Origin of the sequence: uncultured Clostridium sp. (assembly GCF_900547735.1) — a bacterium.
In the GTDB taxonomy this organism is placed as follows: domain Bacteria; phylum Bacillota; class Clostridia; order Lachnospirales; family Lachnospiraceae; genus Otoolea.
On sequence record NZ_URHZ01000062.1, the window covers coordinates 1 to 22,974 of the forward strand.

Consider the following 22,974-nt stretch of genomic DNA (forward strand, 5'->3'; position numbering starts at 1 on the left):
GGCAACAGCTCCGGCGCGAATGATTCCTCTCAGTCCGGCGGCAACAGCTCCGGCGTGAATGATTCCTCTCAGTCTGATGACGGCAGCTCCGGCGCAGACAATCCCTCCCCCTCCGAATCCGACAGCGCAGGTCTGCCTTCCGAAGAAGAATCAAAGGGAGATTCAGGGGACGGTTCAGCAGAAAAGCCCACAGAAGAAACAAAAGAAGAAATCGAAGAACCTGCCGAAGAACTGCCGGAAGAGACCCAGGAGGAGCTGCCGGAAGAACTGGAAGAAGAACCGGAAAATCTTTACATAATAGAAGAAATCACAGAACAGGAAATCACCAACCCTGAAACTCTTTTTTACCAGGGCCAGACAGGAACGGTTATCTGCTCCGATGATAACCTTACCTTCTTAGAGGCTGCCATGGCCGCCGGATACCAGCCCGCCGACGATACTATTCTGGTCACTCTGGATGACAAACTGGAACTGGAACTTCCGTTGACAGACGGACTGCTCCGTCTTCCTGACTGTCCGGAAGAACTCTCCGGCCCTTATAGCGACAGCAGCCTGGTCACCTACATTTTCTCCGGTTGGACCGGGACCGGCTCCGACAGGCAGGCATCCCCCTCAGAAGCTGCCTCGCCTTCTGAGGCCAATTCACGCTCCAAAGCGGTTTCACATTTTGAAACCGTTTCACACGCCAAAACCGCTTCTCCCTCGGAAGCCGATTCTCCTTCCGGGGCACCCGCTCTTCCTCTTGCGGACGGGGAGTATCTTGCCGCCGGAGACTATCTGGAAGTCGGAGAAACTGAACATCTGTATCTTTATTCCGTCTGGCAATCCTCTTCCAGGTATCAGTTCAAGGTTGTAACCGATTTAGATGAGGAGACGGCAGTTTATACCCTGGTTGATAAAAATGATGGACGGACGTTCTCCGCCCCCGACGGATTTGCATTTATTTACCAATGGCAGATCGCTCCTAAAAGCGATGATCCTTCCGCCGTATGGGAGGATATTGAAAGCGCAAATGAACCGGTCTGCCGCCGTGCGCTGGATCCGGCGGACAAAGGTCTGCGGCTGCGGTGCCGGGTAATGGCGGTACGGCTTTTGAGGTCGCTTCCCACGGTTGAACTGCCGACGCTGTATTCCGATCCGGCCGATGTGTTGGCCGAGATCCATACGGTTTATCTGGATTCGGAGAATGGGGATGATTCCGGTGAAGGAGACAGTCCCGATACTGCTGTAAAAACCTTCGACGCAGCAGCTCAAAAGCTTAAAACGGCCAATCCGGACGGAACCGTTATGACAAACAGAATTATGATCTGCGGCACGTATACGATTGAAAGCTGCCATATACTGAAGACTTCCCCCGTATCCGTTACGATTAAAGGATATGACGGCAATGCCAAATTCCAGTGTATCAAAGAGTCAGAGGGCGCCGATGATTACTCGCTCTTCCTGTATTCCGATTTGTGCTTTGAATCCATTACTCTGCTCGGCACTCCTCTGCATATTTACGCACAGGGACATAACCTTACCATAGGCGAAAAAGTGACTGCTCCGTCTGCCTTCTACCTCTATGGCGCAGGCAAGAGCCAGCTATGCGATGACGCGGGACGGAACATTACGGTACTCAGCGCAAGAGTAACAAGACTGATTGGGTACATCAGATCCGCCACCAGTCTCGACGCTGGGAACAGTGAATCCACAATCACTATCGGCGGAAATGCACAGGTTGATTCCATCGTAGCCGGCAGCGCCAGCGGTGCAATACTCAACGGTAATGTAAAAATCAACGTCCATAATGGGACTGTGCCTCAAATCATAGGGGGAAACCAGGGATACCTGTCGAACGCATCCCCCTATACAGGCACTACCGAAATTAACATCTTAGGCGGCACGGTGACCACTGTCTATGGCGCCGGTTCCGGCAGAAATTTAAGCGTTCCAACCTATCAGGGAGCGCTGAAAATCACGGTAAAGGGCGGTCGGGTAACCGATCTTTACGGCGCAGGTTCCGCCGCATATATAATCAGCGGTGACACGGCCTCGACCGTTGATATAGCCGTAAGCGGCGGCACGGTAAAAAATCTGTTCGCCGCAGGCCGGGGCTGGGATCCCGCCAGTTCCTTCGGCGTCAGCGCCGATAAGGCCCCTGTTGCCCAAGAATTAAACCGGCCTGCCTCCGACCTCGGCAGCCTGACCGGCAACGCCGCAATTGAAATCACCGGAGGTACGGTCGGAAATATCTATTCCAGCGGAGAGGGCGTCTCTCGCCCGGATCACAGTGTCAACGATACCAGGGCAAATGCCTATTTAAAAGGCTCCAGTTCCGTTTCTATAAGCGGAGGCACCATTACCGGCAGTGTTTACGGCGGCGGCAAAGGCGTCGGTGAAAGCGGTTATGAAAAGTGCGCCCGCATTGACGGCTCCTCTTCCATTACGGTCTCCGGCTCTGCCGTCATTCAGGGCGATGTTTACGGCGGCGGTGAATACGGCCCTGTTAACGGCTCCACCACCGTAAATATCACAGGGGGAACGGTCGCCCAATCGGTCTACGGCGGCGCCGTAGGTACCAGCGGCACCGTGCTTGTCACCGGAGGTTCTACGCTGAATATGACGGGAGGTCTTGTGAAAGGTAATCTGTACGGCGGCAGCAAACTGAGTGACGACGGCAGCTCCCTGAACGAAGGAGATTCCATCCCGGATTTAGTCTTTGTCAACCTGACGGGAGGCACGGTGGAGGGAAACGTATTCGGCGGCAGCTACCAGGGAACCGTCAACGGCTCCACTCATGTACATGTGGGTCTGAATGCGTTGGAAGCGTGCAACTATTACAGTCACCATCAGGACGAAATACCGCCTCTGGCCGCCTCGGCTTTGTCGGTTGAAGGCTCCGTTTACGCCGGAGGAGACTTCGGGGGCGAACAGGTGGATTATGATGCCATTACGGTGGCCGGCACATCTCACGTCTATATCGACGGGACGGGCTACGATACAGGCAGCGCAGACGGGACAGACAGCGGAAACGGCGCAAATAACGGAGACGGCACAAGCAGCGGAGACGGCGCAAATAACGGAGACGGCACAAGCAGCGGAAACGGCACAAACAGCGGAGACGGCACAGACGGTCCGGCAATGAATATCGCGGGCGGTGTATTTGGAAGCGGCTCTTCCTGCGATGCCGGCAAAACCCGTATCGTCACACTATATAACTATGGCAGCGAAGTCAGAGATACCGGCAACGCGCTGACGGGAGCAACACGCACGCTCACCGCAATCCAGCGGGCAGACAGGGTGCTGCTTGTCAACTCACATATATGTCTTACCGGACGTTCGGACGTAGCCAATGCCAACCAGACGGCCCTCTATTCCCTGAACCGGATTGGGGATCACGGGGAATCCGCTTCGCTGGGAAACCTGGGAAACGGCCTGGTGCTTCAAAACGGCAGCACTCTCGTTTTAGAATCCGCCGCCATCGAGCTGGCGCGGTTCGCAAGCGTAAATTCATCCGGAGATCCGGTGCCGCCGGATACCGTTTCACAAACGCCCAATGCACTGCTGCTTGGCACAGGTACTATTTTCCGTATTTCCTATACCGATCCCGCATCGGGTAACACGGTATACGGCCCTGTGGCCGGTTACAGCTATCTGCTGGCCGGCGAGTCAACAGAAGGATATGTCTACGGCCGCATCAGCCCATCGGATGATTCACCGGACGGAGGATTTTCAGACGGCGAAGGACAGGAAATCACTTTCACCTCCGTGACGGCGGCAAGTCCTCCTTACCGCTACTGGAAGGTTCAGGGCGCCGGAGAACGGGAGGTGGTGCGTTATGCAACGCTCACGGCAAAGACACTCACGGAGGATGAACCGGGTTACGGCAGCGACGGTTTTTCCGTAGCCACAGGCGTAATTGAGCTTTCCCCGGCGGACAGCGGCTCCGTCTACACAATTAAGAGCATTACCCTTCCCGTCTCCGCCTCCGGTTTTACTCTGGCGGACGCCGCCAAAAACGGAGCAGGCGCAGGCGGAACCTGGGTGACCTCAGAAGCCAATCAGGAGCAGGGCGGCACGGCGGTTGATTTGGAAAGCCAGAAGACGGCCATATCCGGGAATCCTTTAAGTGTGTTCGGCCTTTATATGACTCCGGGAGCAGGGTTTATCTCCGACGGGGCGGCAGACGGCAAGATCCTTTCCAACGCCTCTTCGTCCGGCGGCGGAAAGAATTCCGTAATCGGGCAGTCCACGACCGGAACGATCTCCGGCGACCATGTCGTACCGCAGATTGAATTTTATCTTACTTATCATAACAATATTACCGCCAGCCAGAATCTCGGGACGGTACAGATAGTGATAGAGCGTTCCGTAAACGGGCAGATCCAGGAAACGACTGCTATGAATATTGAAATTGTCACCAGGGCCTCGTCCCTCTCCACACTGAGCCTGGATCTTTACGCGACACAAACCGGAAGCTACACGGGCAGTCTCTTTATTCCGGCCGGAAGCAGAAACCTTAAATTAAACAGTGTTGAAGCGTCGGATGGCGCTTCTCTTGCGGCCGGGGGCACGGACATAAAAGGCCAGAGCTTTTCCCTTTCCATGCTGCCTTCCAAGAAACAGGGCTGGTTATCGGCAGGACTGATGACGGAGCAATGTGATCTGGGCAGTTTTACAGCCCCTGTCACGATAGGTTCCACCGACAGCCGGTATGAGGCCATGATTGATTTTACCCTAAAAAATGCCTCCGGCTTCGCTCCGAAAGAAACTGCGGACGTAGTAACGCTGACACTGGAGGACTTAAACGAATCGGATTCTGCTTTCACCATCCTAATCCGCATACACTGGAGTAAATCCGTCGTTTCCAGTGTTACCGCCGGGGCCGGACGGCAGTATAACAGGACTCCCGCCGGCAGCGCCTCCATATCCGGGAAAAGCGCGGTAACGGGTGCATTTACCTTATCCTCGTCGGCGGATGCGGGAGGACTGTGGCTGGAACTGCAGGATGAGGATGGAAATAAGGTGAATCTGCCTGCCGGAACTAAAATGACACTGTTGGGCAGCTCGGATTTCTACCTCTATCAGGCCACAGGGACGGAGGCGGCTCAAATAATCAGGCTGACCGATTTCACCTCCATGAGCGGCCGGGGCAATCCGGCCGGAATGCTCAGCGGAACGCTCACCGTAATCCTGGACTTTGGTTTCGCATCCACGCCGCCTGCAGCCGGAGAATACAGTCTGCGCCTGCGTGACGGCATGGGGGCCGACAATATGGGAGCCTCATTCACGATCGACGGCGGCGGCGCCTCAGCCGCTCTGAACAGAAGCGGAGGAGACGGACTTTCCAAAGGCACACACATTTTTACACTGACGGTTACGGCAGGCAGTGACACACGCTTTTGGGGCGGTGCGGCCGCCGTCCTCTCTCCTGGAGACGGCAGCTCTTTCCCGGAAAATGTAATATTTACCGTGAACGGCTCGACTTACCATCCGAACGGAGGGAAGGTCTATATCCCGCTGGGCGGAGCAGGCACCTACACATTGGTAATGGACACCGGAAAAACCGCAGGGCTGTCCGGAGAGAGCCACACTTTAAACGCCCGGATTTTCCCTCTTGGCGAAAATGCCGCTGCCGTTGACACGCTCGACGCCAGCGCTGCCTATTCCGTACGTCCGAATCCCTCCTACGGCCTCCATGTCTCTATGGATTCAGGCAGCCGTGCGGCCGCGCCGGGAAGCGCCCTCACCTTTAAGGTGATGTATTCCGTGCAAAATACGGATCCGTCGGAGCATTCCATCGCAGTGACCGCCGAGCAGAAGGCAAACGGAACCTATACGGAACTCACCCCCGCCTGGACGACAGGAGGCAACACAAATCTTACGGCGGAACAGGGCCAGCAGGAAATCACCGTTACCGTGCCTGCGGCTCTTGAACCGGGTACTTACCGTCTCCGCTTCAGGCTGGGCAATCAGGAAGTCCCGTTTAACCTGATTGTGCAGCAGCTTTCGGAGGAATAGGAGGAAGCCGCAGCTTCCGGAACGTAAACCATAAAAACGGCCTGCAGGTCTCCGGCGAAAGTATCGTATTTCGCAGGGCCTGCAGGCCGTCTTATTGAGTGGCAATAAAAAGTTCGCAAAGTATGCGTTTCATTGTTTATTTTTCATCTGATTACTGACCGAAATAAGCGTCAATTCCATTGGCAATACCGGCGGCTATCAGCTCCTGATAATCCTCCTGCGCCATCTTCTGGTCTTCCTCCGGATTACTCATGAATCCCATCTCTACAATAGACACCGGGATGGTACACCAGTTAATCCCGCTCATACTGTCCGTCTCCTGCACGCCCCGGTTCTTGAAACCGGTCGCGGCGCAGACATAGTCCGTGATCTTCTTGGAAAGGGAATAGCTCTGGTCATGAAGGTTTCCGTTGTAAGGATTCCCCGATGTCTGGCACATGGCCAGCGTTCCGTGGACACTGTTGTTATCCAGGGAATTGGCATGGACACGGACAAAAATGGAGGCTCCGCTCTTGTTGGCTATCTCCGCCCTCTCCGCATTGCTCAGATTCACATCGTTGGTCTCACGGATCATAACCACTTGATAGCCGCGCTCCTCCAAAATCCTCTTAAGCTTCTTGGACACCGACAGCGTCAGCTTGTATTCCGGAAGCTTCGTGCTGATTCCCTCCGCGCCGGACGCCACTTTGGCCTTCATCGTGGAAGAACCCGGTCCGATTGGCTCCTTTTCATTGTTGCCCTTTGCCTGATGTCCCGCGTCGATTGCCACAATGCGGCCGTTGCTCACGGCAGCCGAACCGTCGGCACTGGCCGGAGCAGGCTGGTTCTCAAGAGCCACCACATTCTCCCCGTTCTCTCCCGAAGGATCTTGCGTGGAGAGGAAATCCGACATGACGTAGCATGTGGTGTCCTTATATACGACTCTGCTCCATCCGTCGCTGTAACCGGTCCTTTTGATGCTGTCGCCCGTCTTAAGCTGTGTCACAATACTGAATTCCGTTCCACATCCCTTTCGGAGATTGACATGGTCCTCCACCACAAATACGGTTTCGTCCACGTCCGTAAACCCGTTGGCGGTCGTGCGCTCATTCTCAAGCGAACTCATCTCCGCCACCGCGGCGCCGTCGGCTTCTTCCGCTGCCTGCTCGCCCTGTGCATCCCCCAGAACCAGCATCCGATCCTGTTCCGCTTTTTCTGCCGCATCCTGTGAGCCGCCGTCATCCGTAACGCTCTCGGCCTGAACCTGCCGGCTCTCCTCCTCCGAAGCCTGTGTCTCCTGCGCCTGCAAAGTAATCGGTTCATACTTGCCGCCGCAGCCCGCCACGGAAGAAGCCATCAGGAACATACCAAGCAGTACTGCCGCCCCCCTGCGTCCTGCTGATTTTATCATAAAATAGTTCCTCCTCCGACCACATATTCTCCATCATAAAATACCACGGCCTGTCCCGGCGTTGCAGCTCTCTGTGGATCGTCAAATACGCACTCCAACAGATCCTCACCGATAATTCGGATCATGCAGGGTGCGCCCTTATGGCTGTAACGAATCTTGGCAGACACTTTCATCCCCTCCCCGGGAAGTCCGTCCACTGCCATCCAGTTCAGCTTACTGCAGGTAAGTCTTCTGGAAAAAACGTCTTCATTGTCTCCTATTACTACTTCATTTGTCTCCGGGCGGATTGCTGTCACAAATACGGGACGGCCCATGGCAAGGTTCAGTCCCTTCCTCTGTCCGACCGTATAGTGGGTAATGCCCTGGTGACGGCCCAGTATGTTGCCGTCTTTATCTACAAAATTGCCTTCCGGTAGACGGCAATCGGTATTTTCTTCAATAAATTTTGCGTAATCGTGATCCGGAATGAAACAAATCTCCTGGCTGTCCGGCTTATTCGCTACTGTCAGCCCGATTTTCTCCGCAATCGCGCGTATCTCGTCTTTTGTATATTCACCAACCGGCATGAGCGTATGGGAAAGCTGATGCTGGGTCAGATTGTAAAGCGCGTAGGTCTGGTCCTTCGCCGCCGTCGCAGATTTGCGCAGGGCAAAGCGGCCGTTCTCCAGTTTCTCGATTCTGGCGTAATGGCCGGTGGCGATGTAGTCGGCCCCGATATCCATGCTTCTCTTCAGAAGCGACTCCCATTTGACAAACCGGTTGCAGGCAATGCAGGGATTGGGAGTCTTCCCCTCGATGTATTCCTGCACGAAATAATCCATTACATTCTCTTTAAATTCTTTTTTAAAATTCATGACGTAATAGGGGATCCCAAGCCGCTCCGCCACTCTTCTGGCGTCGTCCACGGCGCTCAGGCCGCAGCACCCCCCGTTCTCTTCCTGAACCTCCGGCTCTTCATCCTGCCATATCTGCATCGTGACGCCGATTACGTCATATCCCTGTTCTTTCAAAAGCCAGGCCGCCACGGAGGAGTCTACTCCTCCGGACATGCCGACTACCACTTTTTTCTTTTCCATGTATCAGTACTCTTCTTCGACTTCTTCCTCACCGATATCTGTCTTTGGCTTAGTCAGTCCTTCTATTTTAATGCCATGCTTCTCCGAATAATCCCAGAGTGCAGCATGGATCGCTTCTTCTGCTAACAAAGAACAGTGTACCTTAACTGGGGGCAATCCGTCAAGTGCTTCCATCACAGCTTTGTTGGTAATTTGCATTGCCTCCTGTATGGATTTGCCCTTTACGAGCTCTGTCGCCATGCTGCTGGTGGCCACTGCGGCCCCGCAGCCGAACGTTTTAAATTTGACGTCGCGGATGATCTGATCGTCGTCGATATCGAGGTAAATCCTCATGATATCACCGCATTTCGCGTTACCGACAGTTCCCATTCCGCTTGCATTCTCTATCTCTCCGACATTTCTCGGATTCTGGAAATGATCCATTACCTTTTCTGAATACATGTATTTTGCTCCTTTCAGCCCGTATCTCAAATTTTATGCATGTGGCGGCGCCTGTTATGTTTCTATCCGCGGTTTTGCCTGATTTCTAACGGCCCGCGGATAAAATAATTCATTACGCGTGCGCCACTGCCTGTCTCTTCATGTAGTCCTCATATAATGGAGACATGGATCTTAAACGCTCCACAATTTTCTTGATGCTCTCCACGGTAAAATCAATCTGTTCCATCGTGATCTCGTCATTCAGGGTCAAACGGAGTGAACCATGGGCAATCTCATGAGGAAGGCCGATTGCCAGAAGCACGTGTGAAGGATCCAGGGAGCCCGATGTGCAGGCGGAACCGCTGGAACCGCAGATGCCGTCCATATCCAGCATAATCAGCAGGGATTCACCCTCGATAAACTGGAATGCAAAGTTGGCGTTATTTGAAAGACGTTTTGACGGATGGCCGTTAAGACGCACGAAGGGAACTTCCTTCATCACGCGCTCAATCAGGTGATCCCTGAGGGCTCTCTCCTTCTCCGTCCTCTCCTTCATCGTGGCCATGGCAATCTCTACCGCTTTGCCGAATCCCACGATTCCCGGGGTGTTCTCTGTGCCTCCGCGGCGTTTTCTCTCCTGGGCTCCGCCGTGGATAAAGGCCTTTGCCTTCACTCCGGTACGGATATACAGGAAGCCGACGCCTCTCGGGCCGTTTAATTTATGGGCGCTGGAGCTTAACATGTCGATATGGCATTCGTCCACATTGATCGGAACATGGCCAAATGCCTGTACCGCATCGGTATGGAACAGAATTCCGTGTTCCTTTGCAATCGCGCCGATTTCTTTGATCGGCTGGATTGTTCCGATCTCATTGTTGGCAAACATAACTGAAATCAGGATCGTCCCAGGACGAATCGCTTTCTTCAGATCATCTAATTTCACAACGCCAAACTCATCCACATCCAGGTAAGTCACTTCAAAACCGCGGCTTTCCAGATATTCGCAGGTGTGAATAATCGCATGGTGTTCGATTTTAGTAGTAATAATATGGTTTCCCTTTGCCTGATAGGCCTCTGCCGTGGCAATGAGCGCCCAGTTGTCCGACTCGGTACCGCCGTTTGTAAAGTAAATCTCATTCGCCTTTGCGCCGAGCGCTCCGGCAATCGTCTCCCTCGCATCCGCAATCGCCTTCTTAGGCTCTGCCGAAAAATCATATACGGAGGATGGGTTTCCGTAAAATTCCGTAAAATACGGAAGCATCGCATCTACAACCTCCGGTCTCGTCTTCGTTGTAGCTGCATTGTCCAGATAAATAATCTGTTTCATAATAAAAATCCGCCTTTCTTCTTATTTGTAGTAATAAAGGTAAAAGCTTCATCTACGCTTCTTATTATATAGTAAAATCCAGAAAATACAAGTAGGAATGATTACTAATTTATAAAAAAATAATATTTTACCTCAGAAAAGTGCCCGATGGCATATATTATTGTATGAAAACAGGTTACAATCAGTGCCTTTCGGGCGGAGAACCGCATTTTATTGATTTATAGCAGGCAGGCCGCTTTAGCGGCACAATCCCTCTCCACCGCAGAACATACTTTCCGCTTCTATGTTTCCCTGACCGATCCTTTATTATCCTCATTTTACTTTCATACCCGGGAAATATATGAATTTCCTGCGCCGGACGGTGCGCGGCGCAGTTTGGGCCGGCGCGATGCACAGAAACGGAAAAATGTGCCGTTCCTGTGCATCGCGCCGTATAACACGGATTTTCACACAAAATGCGCGCGAAAACACCTCGCGGAATGTTACCTGTGAACAGAAGCGAATAATTCTCCTCCCGCAAAATATATATAATAATAAGTCTCTTTTCCGGAGTCCATATGAAAAAAAATCCACTTATCACGGGAACTCTGCTGCTCACAGCCGCCGGATTCCTGAGCCGGATCCTCGGTTTCTTCTATCGTATATTCCTGTCCCGGACAATCGGCGCGGAAGGTCTGGGCATTTATCAGATGATATTTCCCATCCACGGTATTGCATTTGCCCTCTGTGCGGGTCCGATCCAGACGTCTATCTCACGTCTGGCCGCGGCCAACGCAGAGAAAGGCCGGAGCACCTTCCGCGCCGGGCTGGCCATCTCGCTGACGATTTCCGTCATCCTGATGTTTGGAATCCGCCTTACCGCCCCATTTCTGGCCGAACACGTCCTTCTGGAACCCCAGTGTGCGCCTCTCCTGCCCGTGATGGCGCTGTCCATCCCGTTCTCGGCGATTCACGCCTGTATCTGCGGCTATTACTATGGCATGAAGAAAACGGCCGTTCCGGCGCTTTCGCAGCTTCTGGAACAGTTTATACGCATTGGCGCCGTCTTCCTGATTGCCAGTGTGGCGGCGACGAACGGAAAGACAATTTCCGTATCCCTGGCCGTATGGGGCATGCTGATCGGCGAGGCGGCATCCGCCATTTTCTCTTTCCTTGTATATTCCTTTACAACGGAGGATAAAAAAAGCGGAAATTCCCCGCGGCCCACATACAGCTTTGTCTCCCTGGCTGCTCCCCTGATGGCCATGGCCCTGCCTCTGATGGGCAACAGGCTGATCCTTAACTGCCTGCAGAGCCTGGAGGCCATCTTCGTACCAAATAAGCTGCTGGAATTCGGCCTTACCAATGCCGAGGCACTGAGTACATACGGCGTCCTGACCGGCATGGCGCTACCCTTTATCTTCTTCCCGTCGGCCATCACCAATTCCCTGGCGGTTGTCCTGCTCCCTACCGTATCGGAGGCGCAGGCCGAGGGTAATGAACGCAAAATAGAGCGGACCATCGCAATGGCCCTCCGCTACAGCCTCTATATGGGAATCCTCTGTATCGGCATCTTCACGCTCTTTGGCGACGGCCTTGGAATCAGCGTTTACCACAATGAGGACGCAGGAACCTTTATCACGATACTGGCCTGGCTCTGCCCCTTTATGTACCTCTCCACGACCATGGGAAGCATCTTAAACGGGCTGGGAAAGACGTCTTCCATCTTTCTGCACAATGCCGTTTCCATGCTGATTACACTGGCCGTCGTCGTGTTCTGCATCCCCTTATACGGAATCCATGCCTATCTGGTGGGACTCCTCGTCAGTGAGCTGATCCTCGCGGGGCTGCACATCCACACACTGGCCGGCCAGGTGCCCGTGCGCCTGAATGCGGGCACCATGATTGTGAAACCGACCCTCTGTCTCCTGGTTTCCATCGGGTTACTGTATGCCGCCACACCGTCCCTGGAAACGCTGCGGCAGGCGCTTCCGGCCGAGTTCCTGTTTATCGTAGTGAAGGCGCTGATTCTCTGTGTGCTGTATGGGGGAGGGCTGCTTTTGCTGCATAAGAAGAGCCGGTAATACCCTTTGATGTATGTACGCTCCTTACACAGGCCGCCGATGCCGGCCATGTGAAACTCACAGTGCGAATCTTTCATTTCATTCAAAAAAGAAAAAGCCGCTTCGGGAAAATTTCTCCTTGAAACAGCTTTTTCTTTTAAAACTATATTCCGCTTATTCCTCACGGTTTCCGGGAGCATTCGTCAAAAGAAGTAATCCGGAATAAACATCGTAATGGCCGGAATATAGGTCAGCATCATCAGTACAACAATCATAACGGCTAAGAACGGAATCACCCCTTTAATAACATCGTCCAGGGTCGCCTCTCCCACCCTGACCGCCACAAACAGGTTAATTCCCAGCGGAGGCGTAATGAATCCGATTGCCAGGTTGACCACCATGACCAGGCCGAAGTGAATCGGGTCAATTCCGAAGCTCTGGATAATCGGAAGAAACAGGGGTGCCAGAATCATAATCGAGCACATCGTGTCCATAAAACAGCCCACTACCAGAAGCATCAGATTAATCAGAAGGAAAATCAGCCATTTATTATCGGTAAACTGCATGATCGCCTGTGCTACCTGCTGCGGAATATGGCCCACCGTCAGAATTTTCGTAAATGCCGCCGCACATCCGACTACCACCAGTACCGTCCCCGTGGTAAGGGCGGCGCTTCTGATTACGTAAAACACTTCCGACAGTTTCAGCTCCTGATAGACGAAAACGCCGATCACAAAGCTGTAAATAACCGATACCGCCGCGGCCTCCGTCGGGGTGAAGATTCCGCCGTAGATTCCGCCGAGGATAATAATGGGGCTGATTAACGCCCATTTACCATCCCAGATTGCCCGGCCCGCCCCTTTCCAGGTAAAGGCCTCCGCGTCTCCCTTATATCCCCGCTTTTTACAGATAAAATACGAAACTCCGATCAGCGCCAGTCCTATCAGCAGCCCCGGGATGAATCCGGCGGCAAACAGTTTCGTAATCGACTGTCCGGTGGACGTGCAGTAGACGACCATCGGAATACTGGGGGGAATCACCACGCCGATACTTCCGGCGGCGGCAATCAGCCCCAGCACAAACCGTCTGTCATACCCCTTCTCAATCATGGTCGGCACAATCATTCCTCCGACAGCCGCCACGGTCGCCGGACCGGAGCCGGAAATCGCAGCAAAAAACATGCACACCACGACCGTCACAATGGCCAGCCCGCCCGTGATTCTTCCAAAGAAAACGTTACATACGTTCAGCAGACGCCTGGATATTCCTCCGCCGCCCATAAATTCCCCTGCCAGGATAAAAAACGGAACCGCCATAACGGGAAACGAATCCACCGCCGTCACGAGGTTTTGTGCAATATATCCGCCTCCCAGACCCAGCTCCGCATTCAGCATGACGGTAGCAAGAGAGGAGATCCCAAGTGCAATCCCCACCGGGACATTCAATATAATCATGACGACAAAGGTTCCAAACAAAACAGCGCTAGTCATCCATCTCCCCCCCTTTCCTCAGATTTACAATCCGCAGCCGTATATTCTGGGCCGTCCGGTAAAATGTCAGTACAAACCCAACAAGCGGGGCCGTATAAATATAATTCATCGGTATGGACAATGCGGCCGATACCTGCCCCAGCATCCCTATCTTTTGAACCAGCCTGAATGAGGTTGCTATGATAAAACCGGCAAAGCACAGAACGATGATATCCCCGATGATTCGGATATACGGCCTGCATTTCTTCGGAAACAGGTAGAGGGCGGCATCGATTTTAATATGCTTGCGTTCTTTCGCCGCATAACTGACAGAAAGGTAAATCGACCAGATAAAGAGATATCTCGCCAGTTCTTCAGACCAGCTCAGGGAGTTATGCATCAGATATCTCATAATAACCTGTACAAAAATAATCAGGCTCATCAGTGATAATAAGGTCACCAGCAGGATATCTTCCAAATGTTCATCTATTTTTTTCAACATATTACGTTCCCCCAGACTACATCCGCGCTTAATCTCCCACGACTTCCATTGCCTTGTCAAATAATTCCGGATGATCCATCTTTTCTCTTACGACCGAGTTGACCTCTTTTACCGCTTCCTTAAACTGGGCTCTCTCTCCGTCCGTAAGATAAATCACTTCCGTCGTCTTGTCCTCTTCAATCTTTTTGATTCTGTCCTGCTCATACTCCTGAGCCGACTTGCGCTCATAATCCGTTGCTTCCTTTGCCGCCTTCATGATGGCCTGCTGATATTCCTCCGGCATGGCGTCGAACTTTTCATTATTCATTGCTAAAATTAGCGGATTGTAAATATGCTGTGTCATAATCATATATTTCTGGACCTCATTCAGCTTGTTGTCATAGATGAGCTCCACCGGGTTTTCCTGACCGTCGATTGTCTTCTGCTGCAGGGCCGTGAACACCTCGCCAAACGCCATGGGAGTCGGGTTGGCGCCGAGGGCCTTCCAGTAGGCAATCTGGATTTCATTTTCCATCACGCGGATCTTCAGACCGTTCACATCCTCCGGGGTATGTACCTCCCTGTCGTTTGTCGTCAGGTTTCTGAAGCCGTTCTCCGGATATGACAGCGTCTTCAAATTCTTTGCCTTCAGTCCCTCTGCAATGCTCTGTCCTATCTCCCCGTCCAGGATTTCATATGCCTCGTCCCTGTTGCTGATCAGGAACATCGTGTCAAACAGGTAAAGATCGCTGTAGGCAGCCGCCAGAGGCGCCATGTTGGAAAGTGTGATATCGATATCTCCCAGTTGGACGGCCTCCAGGACTTCACGGTCGGAGCCCAGAGCGTTGTCGGCAAATACGTTGACTTTGACCGCTCCGCCCGTCTCCTTTTCAATCACTTCTTTCATGATATTGCCGATATCTTTATGGGACTGCGGGATTCCGACGGCAATTTTCAAGGTGTACTCGGTCTCTTTTGTCTCTGATGCCTCATCGCCTGCCGCCACCTGTTCCGCCGCTTCTTTCCCTGTTTCCCCCTGCTCTGCCGCTCCCTGCGCCTGCGTCTCCCCCGCGCCCTGTTTTTTACCGGAACAGCCCGCAAGCGCTGCCGCTATTGCTAATACGGTTAATAATGCAAATGATTTTTTTCTCATATTCCTTCTCCTTTTCATGCGGTTATGTTAATCTGCATCAGTTCATCACCCCGAGGGCCTTTAACCGGCCGCTTATCGCCCTCTTCTCTTCTTCCGTCGCCGGGATAAACGGACCTCTCGGGCTGCATTTGATAATTCCCCTGATTTCCAGCATGGCGTATATCGCAAGCTGCGTCGAGCGCGCCAGATACATGATATCCCGCATCTCATTTACTTCAAACTGTGTCTTTCTGCAATCCGCGTACCGGCCTTCGATTCCCTCATGGTACATTTTTTCACATATTTCTGGAAATGCGTTGGCGATCCCCGGTATAAACGCCCTGCAGCCAAGGGAGCATGCGGACAGCCACATTGCCTCCGTCCCCAGAACCACGTCGAAGTTTTCATCCTTTAACAGACGCATATAGTTTGCATGGAGCATAATATCAAAGGTGGCGTCCTTGATTCCCCCGACCCCCACGTCCTCCTTCAGCTTTTTAATCAGCTTTAACTCCATCGGGTAGCCCTGAAACTGCGGGTTATTATACACATAAACCGGGATTTCCCCGCCTGCTTCCTTCACAATCGTCTGGTAAAAAGAGCAGATTTCGTCTTCGTTATGCTTGTAGTAATATGGCCCGACGGCGGAAATCGCGGCGGCCCCGGCCGTCCTGGCGTGTGCGGCAAGCTTTGCCGTGCTTATAGAGTCCGCGGTGCCCACCTGCACAATCACTGGTATTTTTCCCTGTGCCGCCTGAATTGCCGTTTCCGTTACCTGCATCCTCTCTTCCGGAGTCATCAGCGCTCCGCCTCCGTAAGAGCCCGTGATAAATACGCCGTCCACTTTGCCGCGCAAAAATCCGACCAGTGTTTTAATCCCCTCATAATCCACTTCCCCATTTTCCTTAAATGGAGTAACCATCGGCGGAATAACGCCTTTCATCTGAAACATGTCTTCTCCTCCCCTTCTCTTTCCCGTATCTTGCCTAAAGCGATTTCAACTGCACCCCGGACCGTAAGTTTTCCTATCTCCTCCTTATCGTAAATAAATTCGATGATAAGCTCCTCCCCAAACCTTTTTTTGAGTAGATACTCATACATGCGGCAGCGGCTCTCATGTCCGTATAAAATGTAGTGATTGCCGTCATACCCTTTGTTTCTCATTTCCTCAAACGCTTTCAAATCATCGGCCGCAATCGCCGCATTGGTAAAAATGTCGCGTTCCCGGCTGTCTGTTTTCAAAAGCACCTGCAGAAAGCGGGGCATGAGAAGCGTGCGTCCAAGACCCGCATGCTCCACACAGTCAACGGCCGTATCCACCAGCTCTTCAAAGGAATACCCGCCTGTTTCCTCCCCCTCTGTCTCAATCAGGCTTTTTCCGATGTTCGTGGAATTCAGAAGCGCCTCATAAAACTGGCCGCTGATCGTCGTGTTGCTGGCCGCCACTCTCTGCTTCTCATCAATATACATCACCTTGGTATGGGAGCTTAAGGCAACAATGCTGCACGGTTCTTTTATCTTTTTCTCTTCCATGATTCCAATGCACTGCACCTCCTCCCCTCTCATAAAGTCGATGTCCCGCAAATCCTGCGCCCGCGCATTCTCCGGATACCGGTTTCTGATACCCCGGATAAAATAGACCGGCCGGTGGATCGGAAGCACCGTTTCATCATTGACTTCCAGGATTCCCTCCGACAAATCCGGCAGGCCGGCCGGAGCCACCAGATGCGGAATCTCAATCAGGCCGATTTCAGAGGTAATCATCCCCGACGCCACGGCAAATTCCACTTCCTCATCCCTGATTCCGTTTCCGTTCAGAATTTCAAAGAACAGTTCCGTGATTCCCTGTCTCAAGGCATTCCTGCTTCCCGTGATAGAGGTATCTCTCACGCCTACTTTCCGGCTGCCACAGGCCGCAATTGTTCTGTTCCGGTCCACGATGTAAATTCTCGTATTGGTTGTTCCGCAATCAATTACAGCAAACATATTTAACCCTCCCTACACTTTCAACCGACTTTCAAAACTTCGGCACATTGACCGGATGCAGCGGTTTTTCTCCGCTCAGTACCCTGACCGCCTCCTCGGCAACCTTCTTCTGAAGGCTCTTAACCGCCTCCTCCGAATACCAGGCCACATGGGGCGTAACAATGGCCTGTTCCATTTTAAGCAGCGGACTGTCCGGATCGATTGGCTCCGTTTCGCAGACATCAATTCCTGCGCCCGCAATCTCCCCTTCTTCAAGCGCCCTTATTAAATCGCCCTCACAGATTACGCCGCCTCTCGCCGTATTGATTATAAAAGCGGTTCTCTTCATCTTCTTAAATTTGTCATAGTCGAACAGATGGCGCGTCTCCCCGTTCAGAGGGCAGTGCACCGATATGTAATCACTTTCCGCCAGAAGCGTCTCCAAAGCCACCAGCTCCACCCCCAGCTCACTTGCCGCTTCCGCCGGCATATAGGGATCGTATGCAATCATTCTCATGCCGAACCCCGCCATCTTTTTCGCGACAAGAGCCGGAATTCTTCCTAAGCCAACCAGTCCCAGGACCCTGCCTTCCATGCGGTATAGCGGTTTCACGAGACTGTAATCCCATTTCCCCTCTTTTACCAACGACGCCAGGGACGGCAGTTTTCTTGCACAGGCCATCAGGAGGGCTATCGCATGGTTGGACACCTCATCCAGGCTGTAATCGGGGACATTTGCCACATAGATTCCCTTTTCGGAAGCCGCTTTCACATCGATGTTGTCCACGCCAATCGCATACCTGACGATGAGCCTGCAGCGCTCCAGATTTTCTATGACTCTTTTCGTGATCGGAGCAAACTGTACAATCAGCACGTCCGCATCCCCGGCCGCCGCAATCACTTCCTCCTCCGTCTTACAGTGGTAGTCGAAGAGCTCCGCATCCTTAAGCCGTGCGATTTCCTGGCGCTCCAAGTCCAGATTTTCATAGTAATAATCACTTATTACGATTTTCTTCCCCCTGTTTTCTTCCCCCATATTGTCCTCCGCTTCGATTTCTTTAAATCGTCAAAATATTTTATACAGTAAAACTAAGTTTTATTTTACTAAGTATAAAAAAATGCGTCTTTTACCGCAGTTTTTTTATACAGGGCATCCCAGTCTTGCGGATATCCTTCCTGCCGTTCTGATTATATCCTGTTTTGCCTCTTCTCTCTTCTCCCCTTCGAATAGTTCCTGAATTCCACAGATACTGATTCCGGCCGTCATCTCTTTATTGTAATCGAAAATGGGTGCGCAGACGCTGGAAATATACGGTTCATTTTCCCCATTATTAAAGGAATATCCTTCTTTCCCGGCCTTTCTGATGATCCTGAGCAGTTCCTCCTTATCGGTAACCGTCTTATCGGTAAACCGCTCCACATGGATTGATTGAATATATTCCTCCAGCTCCTCCTCCGGCATCCTGGAAAGAAATAATCTTCCGATTCCGGTCGAGTACAGTTCCCTCATTCCGCCCGAGCGGATCATAAGCTGTGCCCATGAGGGTACATCCCTGGGTACGACACATTCGATCATCAGAACCTTGTCTTCCCTCTGGATTCCAAGATAACAGATAACACTTTTACGGTCCGCTATCTCCTGAAGGTACGGCACCGCTATCTTGCGCAAATCCAGATGATTTTTCTTCAGGGTGCTGAGGTGGAGAGGCACCAGTCCAAGACTGTACGTCTTATTCTTTTCATCGTATTCGATAAACCCCTCTGAAGCCAGAGTAAAAAGCAAACGCAGTGTCGAACTTTTCCCCACTCCCGTCATGGCACTGATCTCCGACAGTGACATCTCAAAGTGGTTTTCGTCAAAGAGTTTTAAAAGCTTTAATGCCTTCTGAACCGCGCTGATTGTATAATCCTTACTTGTATTCACCGGTTTCCCTCCTGTTTCGCCCAGGGCCTGTCAGACAGGCTTTTACACAGCCTCCGCCCTGATAAAATCTTTTATTGAATTATATCAACAAAAAAACTTGATGGCAAGTTATACGCCCTCCTTAAATTTCACAATCCCTAAATTCCACAATCCCCTTAAACACCTCCTGTCTCCCGTCCGCCCATTTCAAAACCTCGGTCCCCGCGTTTTCAAACGCAGTTCTGTCCGTGATAAAAAGGCCCGGGTCCACCAGCCCCTCTTCCCACAGCCGCATAACGGACCGGTAATCTTCGGGCACCGAGTTCCGCGTAACGTGAAGCGACGGTTCTTTCATATGGAAAGCAGCCTCATCTATTTGAAGAATTCCTTTAAACATACCGACAAATACGATCTCGCCTCCATGTCCAATCCATTCAAATGCATGTTCCATCGAATTCTTATTGGCGGTCGTGTCAATCACCCCGTCGAATCCTTCCTGGGCAATGTCTCCCATGACATCCGCTTTCTCCGTCTCATCCAGGGGATTAAAGACGGAAAAGCCAAAGGTTTTCCGGACAAATTCCCGCCTGGCCGGGTTAATATCCGCCAATACCGCATTCATCCCAAGCGCCTCCGCACACACCGCGCATGCGGTTCCGATCGGTCCTGCTCCGAGAATCAGGAGTCTCTTTCCCCGTCCCGGCCGCATCCGCGATACGGCGTGATAACCGATGGTCAGCGGTTCTATGAGGGCTGCCTCCTCCTGTCTGTCCGGAAACGGATTCTTAAGTAAAAACCGCTCCGGCAGCGATAAATACTCCTGCAGCCCTCCGTCTTCATGGACACCGTAAAGCTTCAGAAAACTGCAGCAGTTTGTCTTACCTGCCTTACAGGCCATGCAGGAATCACAGGGGATACACGGCATAACGCATACGCTGTCTCCCTCCCTGAACTTTGCTGAATCCCCCGCATCCGCCACAACCGCCGATATCTCATGCCCTATCACCCTCGGAAAGGTAAACAGCGGCTGCTCTCCTCTGATCGCGTGGATATCGGAACCGCAAATGCTCACAGCCCGCATTCTAATCAGAATTTCCCCGTCCTTTCGCTCCGGCATGCTTCTCTCTTCGAAGCTAAAATCATATGCACCGTTCAGTACCAATGCCTTCATTCAATCACTCTCCCTCCCGCGCCCTTATCTGAGCAGGCGGTCTTCCTTACCCGGCCGGACAACCTCCCTTACTTGGTCAGGTAGCCTCCATCAACCGGAATAACCACGCCGTTAATGTAGTCCGAAGCGCTGCTTGCAAGAAGTACCGCCACCCCTTTAAAATCTTCCGGAGTTCCCCAGTCTCCCTGCGGAATTCTGGCCTTCACCGACTCATTCCTCTGCGGATCCGCCCGCAGCGGCGCCGACAGATTGGTAGAAATCCATCCGGGAGCTATCGCATTGACATTAATCCCCCGGCCTCCCCACTCGCTGGCAAGCACCTTCGTCAACCCGGCCACCGCATGCTTGCTGGCCGTGTAAGCCGCCGTATTAAACCCTCCCAGGTAAGACATCATCGAGGCAATATTAATAATCTTTCCCCCGGACTTCTGCTCAATAAACTGTCTGGCGGCCAGTTGGGAAAGGAAAAACACGGTCTTCGAATTCAACTGCATAATATCGTCCCATGTCTTCTCACTGTAATCCAGAGCCGCTTCCCGGGGACAGATGCCGGAGTTATTCACAAGAATATCAAGCCGTCCAAACCTCTCCAGCACGCAGCGCATGACCTCCGGCAGACTTTCCATCTCGGACAAATCCCTGCGGACCGCGAGGAATTCCCCTCCCAGCTCCTTCACATATGTCTCCAGCTCATCGGGCCTATGGCTGTTATACACGCAGGCCACATCCGCCCCCGCTTCCGCCAGCCCCCGCGCAATCCCCAAACCAATCCCCGTCCCTCCCCCAGTGATGAGGGCAACTTTGCCTTTCAAAACAAAACTGTCTAAAACCATACTTCTCCTTTCCAAAATATTTTACCGTATAAAACTAAGTTTTATTTACTAAAAACATTATAAAATACACGAGCAAGCAATACAACAGAAAATATTCACAAAAAAAATATTTATTATTATGCAATCCATACAATTCATCAATTGTCTATTTTTTATCAGATTCTTTCTCTATTTATCCGTTTTACTCTGTAAAATCCATTTATATTGTATCTTCCCGAACCAATCCCCATTTTCCCCCTTCTCCTCACCACCAAAAAAAGACCATTTCTACCAAAAACATAGAAACAGTCTCTATAATGCACCCACCACCAGCAATCCCCCATCCCTCAATCCCACATAACGCCCGCAACAATCCCCGCCTTTTCAAAGAAACAGGAAACATAGCGGCGCCGCCGGTCCGGGATGGGCAAAACACTGCGCGTCTTCGGTCCCGTCAAAACCTTCCCGGATTCCCCCGCCTGCAGCAGCCTACATCCCGGGACCGAAGACTCACACTCCCCCACTCCCCATCCCGGACCTCCCCTCCGCATCCTCATTTCTCCCCCCCCACAGAAAAAGGCGCCCCCTTTTACAGGAGCGCCCTCTATTCCCCGGATTTTCATCCGCTAAATTACTTTCTCATCTCCAGAACATCTGCAAATGCCTGGATAGCAGTGCTTGCCTGACCAAAGTCACGCATCTGCTGATCGATACCCAGCTTGATGTGCGGGATATCTGCAGCCATCAGAGCTTTCTTCAGGTATGGATACTCCATCTCCTCCGGATCACAGAACTGCTGCATAAACAGTACAAGACCCTGAGCTCCGCTTTCTTTTACCATATTGGCAATGAACTCGCCGCGGCGGTTTTTGGAAGACTCTGCATCATACAGAAGAACTTCGTAGTCCACGTTAGCAAACTGTTTTGCCAGTGCCATCAGAGCGTCGGCCTCGTCCTCCGGAGCGTCTGTGCGGAATGCACGGCTCTCGTGGGCAACGTCGTCTGCAGCGATAGCGATATTGTTCTCTTCGAAGATTTCAAGCAGCTTCGGGTTGTCACAGATGATACCGGAGGTAACAACCTTGGTGCCCTGCCAGTCACAGACCGGAAGTTTCTCAAGCTCTGCGTTCAGTTCCTCAAGCTTGGCTATGTATTCCGGTTTCTCCATGAAGAAGAATGCCTTTAATACAGCGGAACGCTTGGTAGGTGTAACTACGTCGCAGTGAGCGCTTGCCAGCTCTACAAATTTACGGCGGGCTGCACGGCTCTTATTATAAACTTTGATTGCATCCTGGATTGCCTCATTGGTAATCTCTTTGCCGGATACTTTCTCAAGCTCATCTTTAACAGTTCTGTACTGATCAACACAGAACTGAAGACCGAAGTCCTCAAAACGGTTCTGCGGATGTGCCAGGAAGATAACTGCCATCTTCTCTCCCATGGAAACACGGAAGTTCTGGCTCATAGGACGCAGGGTATCACAGATCGTTGGTGTGATGATTCCGTCCAGGTCGTCCATGGTGCCGTCTAACAGCATCTCCAGCGCGAGCTGAGCGATGGTGCAGTAGAATGTTGCACAGTACTCTTTTGCGCGGCTGATGGTCTTATTGTTGGAACCCCAGATTCCCATCGGTACCATACCTGCGGCATAAACTAATTCTTCCGGAGCATAATATGGCAGAACACCGATGACTTTTTTACCCTGTGCTTTGTATTCTGCAAGCTGCTGTTTCGGAGTGGCAGCCTTTACTTTAAATTCTTCGAATAATGCATTAACGCTCAT

Annotated in this window: 17 protein-coding genes; 2 read left to right on the forward strand and 15 right to left on the reverse strand. The window is 52.0% G+C overall.

Going from position 1 to position 22,974, the window contains the following annotated elements; all coding sequences use genetic code 11:
* Nucleotides 1-54 precede the first annotated feature (54 nt).
* Nucleotides 55-6,003: a hypothetical protein gene (locus QZT18_RS17290; RefSeq protein WP_294149766.1), complete on the forward strand. Its 5,949-nt coding sequence runs from the start codon at nt 55-57 to the stop codon at nt 6,001-6,003.
* Between the two features lie 151 nt (nt 6,004-6,154).
* On the opposite strand, the gene QZT18_RS17295 is transcribed toward QZT18_RS17290, so the two are convergent.
* The 4 genes from QZT18_RS17295 to nifS form a co-directional block, all read right to left on the reverse strand.
* Complete coding sequence (locus QZT18_RS17295) at nt 6,155-7,393, reverse strand: N-acetylmuramoyl-L-alanine amidase (RefSeq protein WP_294149768.1); 1,239 nt, start codon at nt 7,391-7,393, stop codon at nt 6,155-6,157.
* Nucleotides 7,390-8,469 (reverse strand): tRNA 2-thiouridine(34) synthase MnmA, encoded by a 1,080-nt coding sequence (mnmA, locus tag QZT18_RS17300; protein ID WP_294149770.1) that lies wholly within the window; start codon nt 8,467-8,469, stop codon nt 7,390-7,392. The genes QZT18_RS17295 and mnmA overlap by 4 nt, the downstream gene beginning before the upstream one ends.
* 3 nt (nt 8,470-8,472) lie before the next feature.
* Nucleotides 8,473-8,910: a Fe-S cluster assembly scaffold protein NifU gene (nifU, locus tag QZT18_RS17305; RefSeq protein ID WP_294149772.1), complete on the reverse strand. Its 438-nt coding sequence runs from the start codon at nt 8,908-8,910 to the stop codon at nt 8,473-8,475.
* 112 nt (nt 8,911-9,022) lie between these two features.
* On the reverse strand, nt 9,023-10,216 hold the full coding sequence (nifS, locus tag QZT18_RS17310; protein ID WP_294149775.1) for a cysteine desulfurase NifS: 1,194 nt from the start codon (nt 10,214-10,216) through the stop codon (nt 9,023-9,025).
* Between the two features lie 557 nt (nt 10,217-10,773).
* Here nifS and QZT18_RS17315 point away from each other — a divergent pair.
* A complete protein-coding gene (locus tag QZT18_RS17315) occupies nt 10,774-12,279 on the forward strand; it encodes a polysaccharide biosynthesis protein (RefSeq protein ID WP_294149777.1) in 1,506 nt (501 codons plus the stop codon).
* A 182-nt stretch (nt 12,280-12,461) separates the two neighbouring features.
* Here the strand turns inward: QZT18_RS17315 and QZT18_RS17320 are convergent, their stop codons facing one another.
* The 11 genes from QZT18_RS17320 to hgdB all read right to left on the reverse strand — a co-directional run bounded on the left by QZT18_RS17320 (nt 12,462) and on the right by hgdB (nt 22,974).
* The gene (locus tag QZT18_RS17320) at nt 12,462-13,748 is read right to left on the reverse strand and encodes a TRAP transporter large permease (protein ID WP_294149779.1); all 1,287 of its coding nucleotides are present in this window, start codon (nt 13,746-13,748) and stop codon (nt 12,462-12,464) included.
* Nucleotides 13,741-14,229, reverse strand: coding sequence for a TRAP transporter small permease (locus QZT18_RS17325; protein ID WP_294149782.1), 489 nt, complete (start codon nt 14,227-14,229; stop codon nt 13,741-13,743). Before QZT18_RS17325 ends, QZT18_RS17320 begins: the two co-directional genes overlap by 8 nt.
* A 28-nt stretch (nt 14,230-14,257) precedes the next feature.
* Nucleotides 14,258-15,361: a DctP family TRAP transporter solute-binding subunit gene (locus QZT18_RS17330; protein WP_294149785.1), complete on the reverse strand. Its 1,104-nt coding sequence runs from the start codon at nt 15,359-15,361 to the stop codon at nt 14,258-14,260.
* A 37-nt stretch (nt 15,362-15,398) separates the two neighbouring features.
* Nucleotides 15,399-16,292: a dihydrodipicolinate synthase family protein gene (locus tag QZT18_RS17335; protein ID WP_294149787.1), complete on the reverse strand. Its 894-nt coding sequence runs from the start codon at nt 16,290-16,292 to the stop codon at nt 15,399-15,401.
* Nucleotides 16,280-17,326 carry a 2-dehydro-3-deoxygalactonokinase gene (locus tag QZT18_RS17340; RefSeq protein WP_294149790.1) on the reverse strand — a complete coding sequence of 349 codons (1,047 nt, stop codon included), beginning with the start codon at nt 17,324-17,326 and terminating at the stop codon, nt 16,280-16,282. Before QZT18_RS17340 ends, QZT18_RS17335 begins: the two co-directional genes overlap by 13 nt.
* A 31-nt stretch (nt 17,327-17,357) precedes the next feature.
* On the reverse strand, nt 17,358-18,341 hold the full coding sequence (locus QZT18_RS17345) for a C-terminal binding protein (protein ID WP_294149791.1): 984 nt from the start codon (nt 18,339-18,341) through the stop codon (nt 17,358-17,360).
* 105 nt (nt 18,342-18,446) lie between these two features.
* A complete protein-coding gene (locus QZT18_RS17350) occupies nt 18,447-19,229 on the reverse strand; it encodes an IclR family transcriptional regulator (RefSeq protein ID WP_294149794.1) in 783 nt (260 codons plus the stop codon).
* 121 nt (nt 19,230-19,350) lie between these two features.
* A complete protein-coding gene (locus QZT18_RS17355) occupies nt 19,351-20,379 on the reverse strand; it encodes an alcohol dehydrogenase catalytic domain-containing protein (RefSeq protein WP_294149796.1) in 1,029 nt (342 codons plus the stop codon).
* A 68-nt stretch (nt 20,380-20,447) separates the two neighbouring features.
* On the reverse strand, nt 20,448-21,212 hold the full coding sequence (locus QZT18_RS17360; RefSeq protein WP_294149798.1) for an SDR family oxidoreductase: 765 nt from the start codon (nt 21,210-21,212) through the stop codon (nt 20,448-20,450).
* 326 nt (nt 21,213-21,538) lie between these two features.
* Complete coding sequence (locus tag QZT18_RS17365; RefSeq protein ID WP_294149800.1) at nt 21,539-21,742, reverse strand: hypothetical protein; 204 nt, start codon at nt 21,740-21,742, stop codon at nt 21,539-21,541.
* A gap of 80 nt (nt 21,743-21,822) precedes the next feature.
* Nucleotides 21,823-22,974 carry a (R)-2-hydroxyglutaryl-CoA dehydratase subunit beta gene (gene hgdB / locus QZT18_RS17370; RefSeq protein ID WP_294149802.1) on the reverse strand — a complete coding sequence of 384 codons (1,152 nt, stop codon included), beginning with the start codon at nt 22,972-22,974 and terminating at the stop codon, nt 21,823-21,825.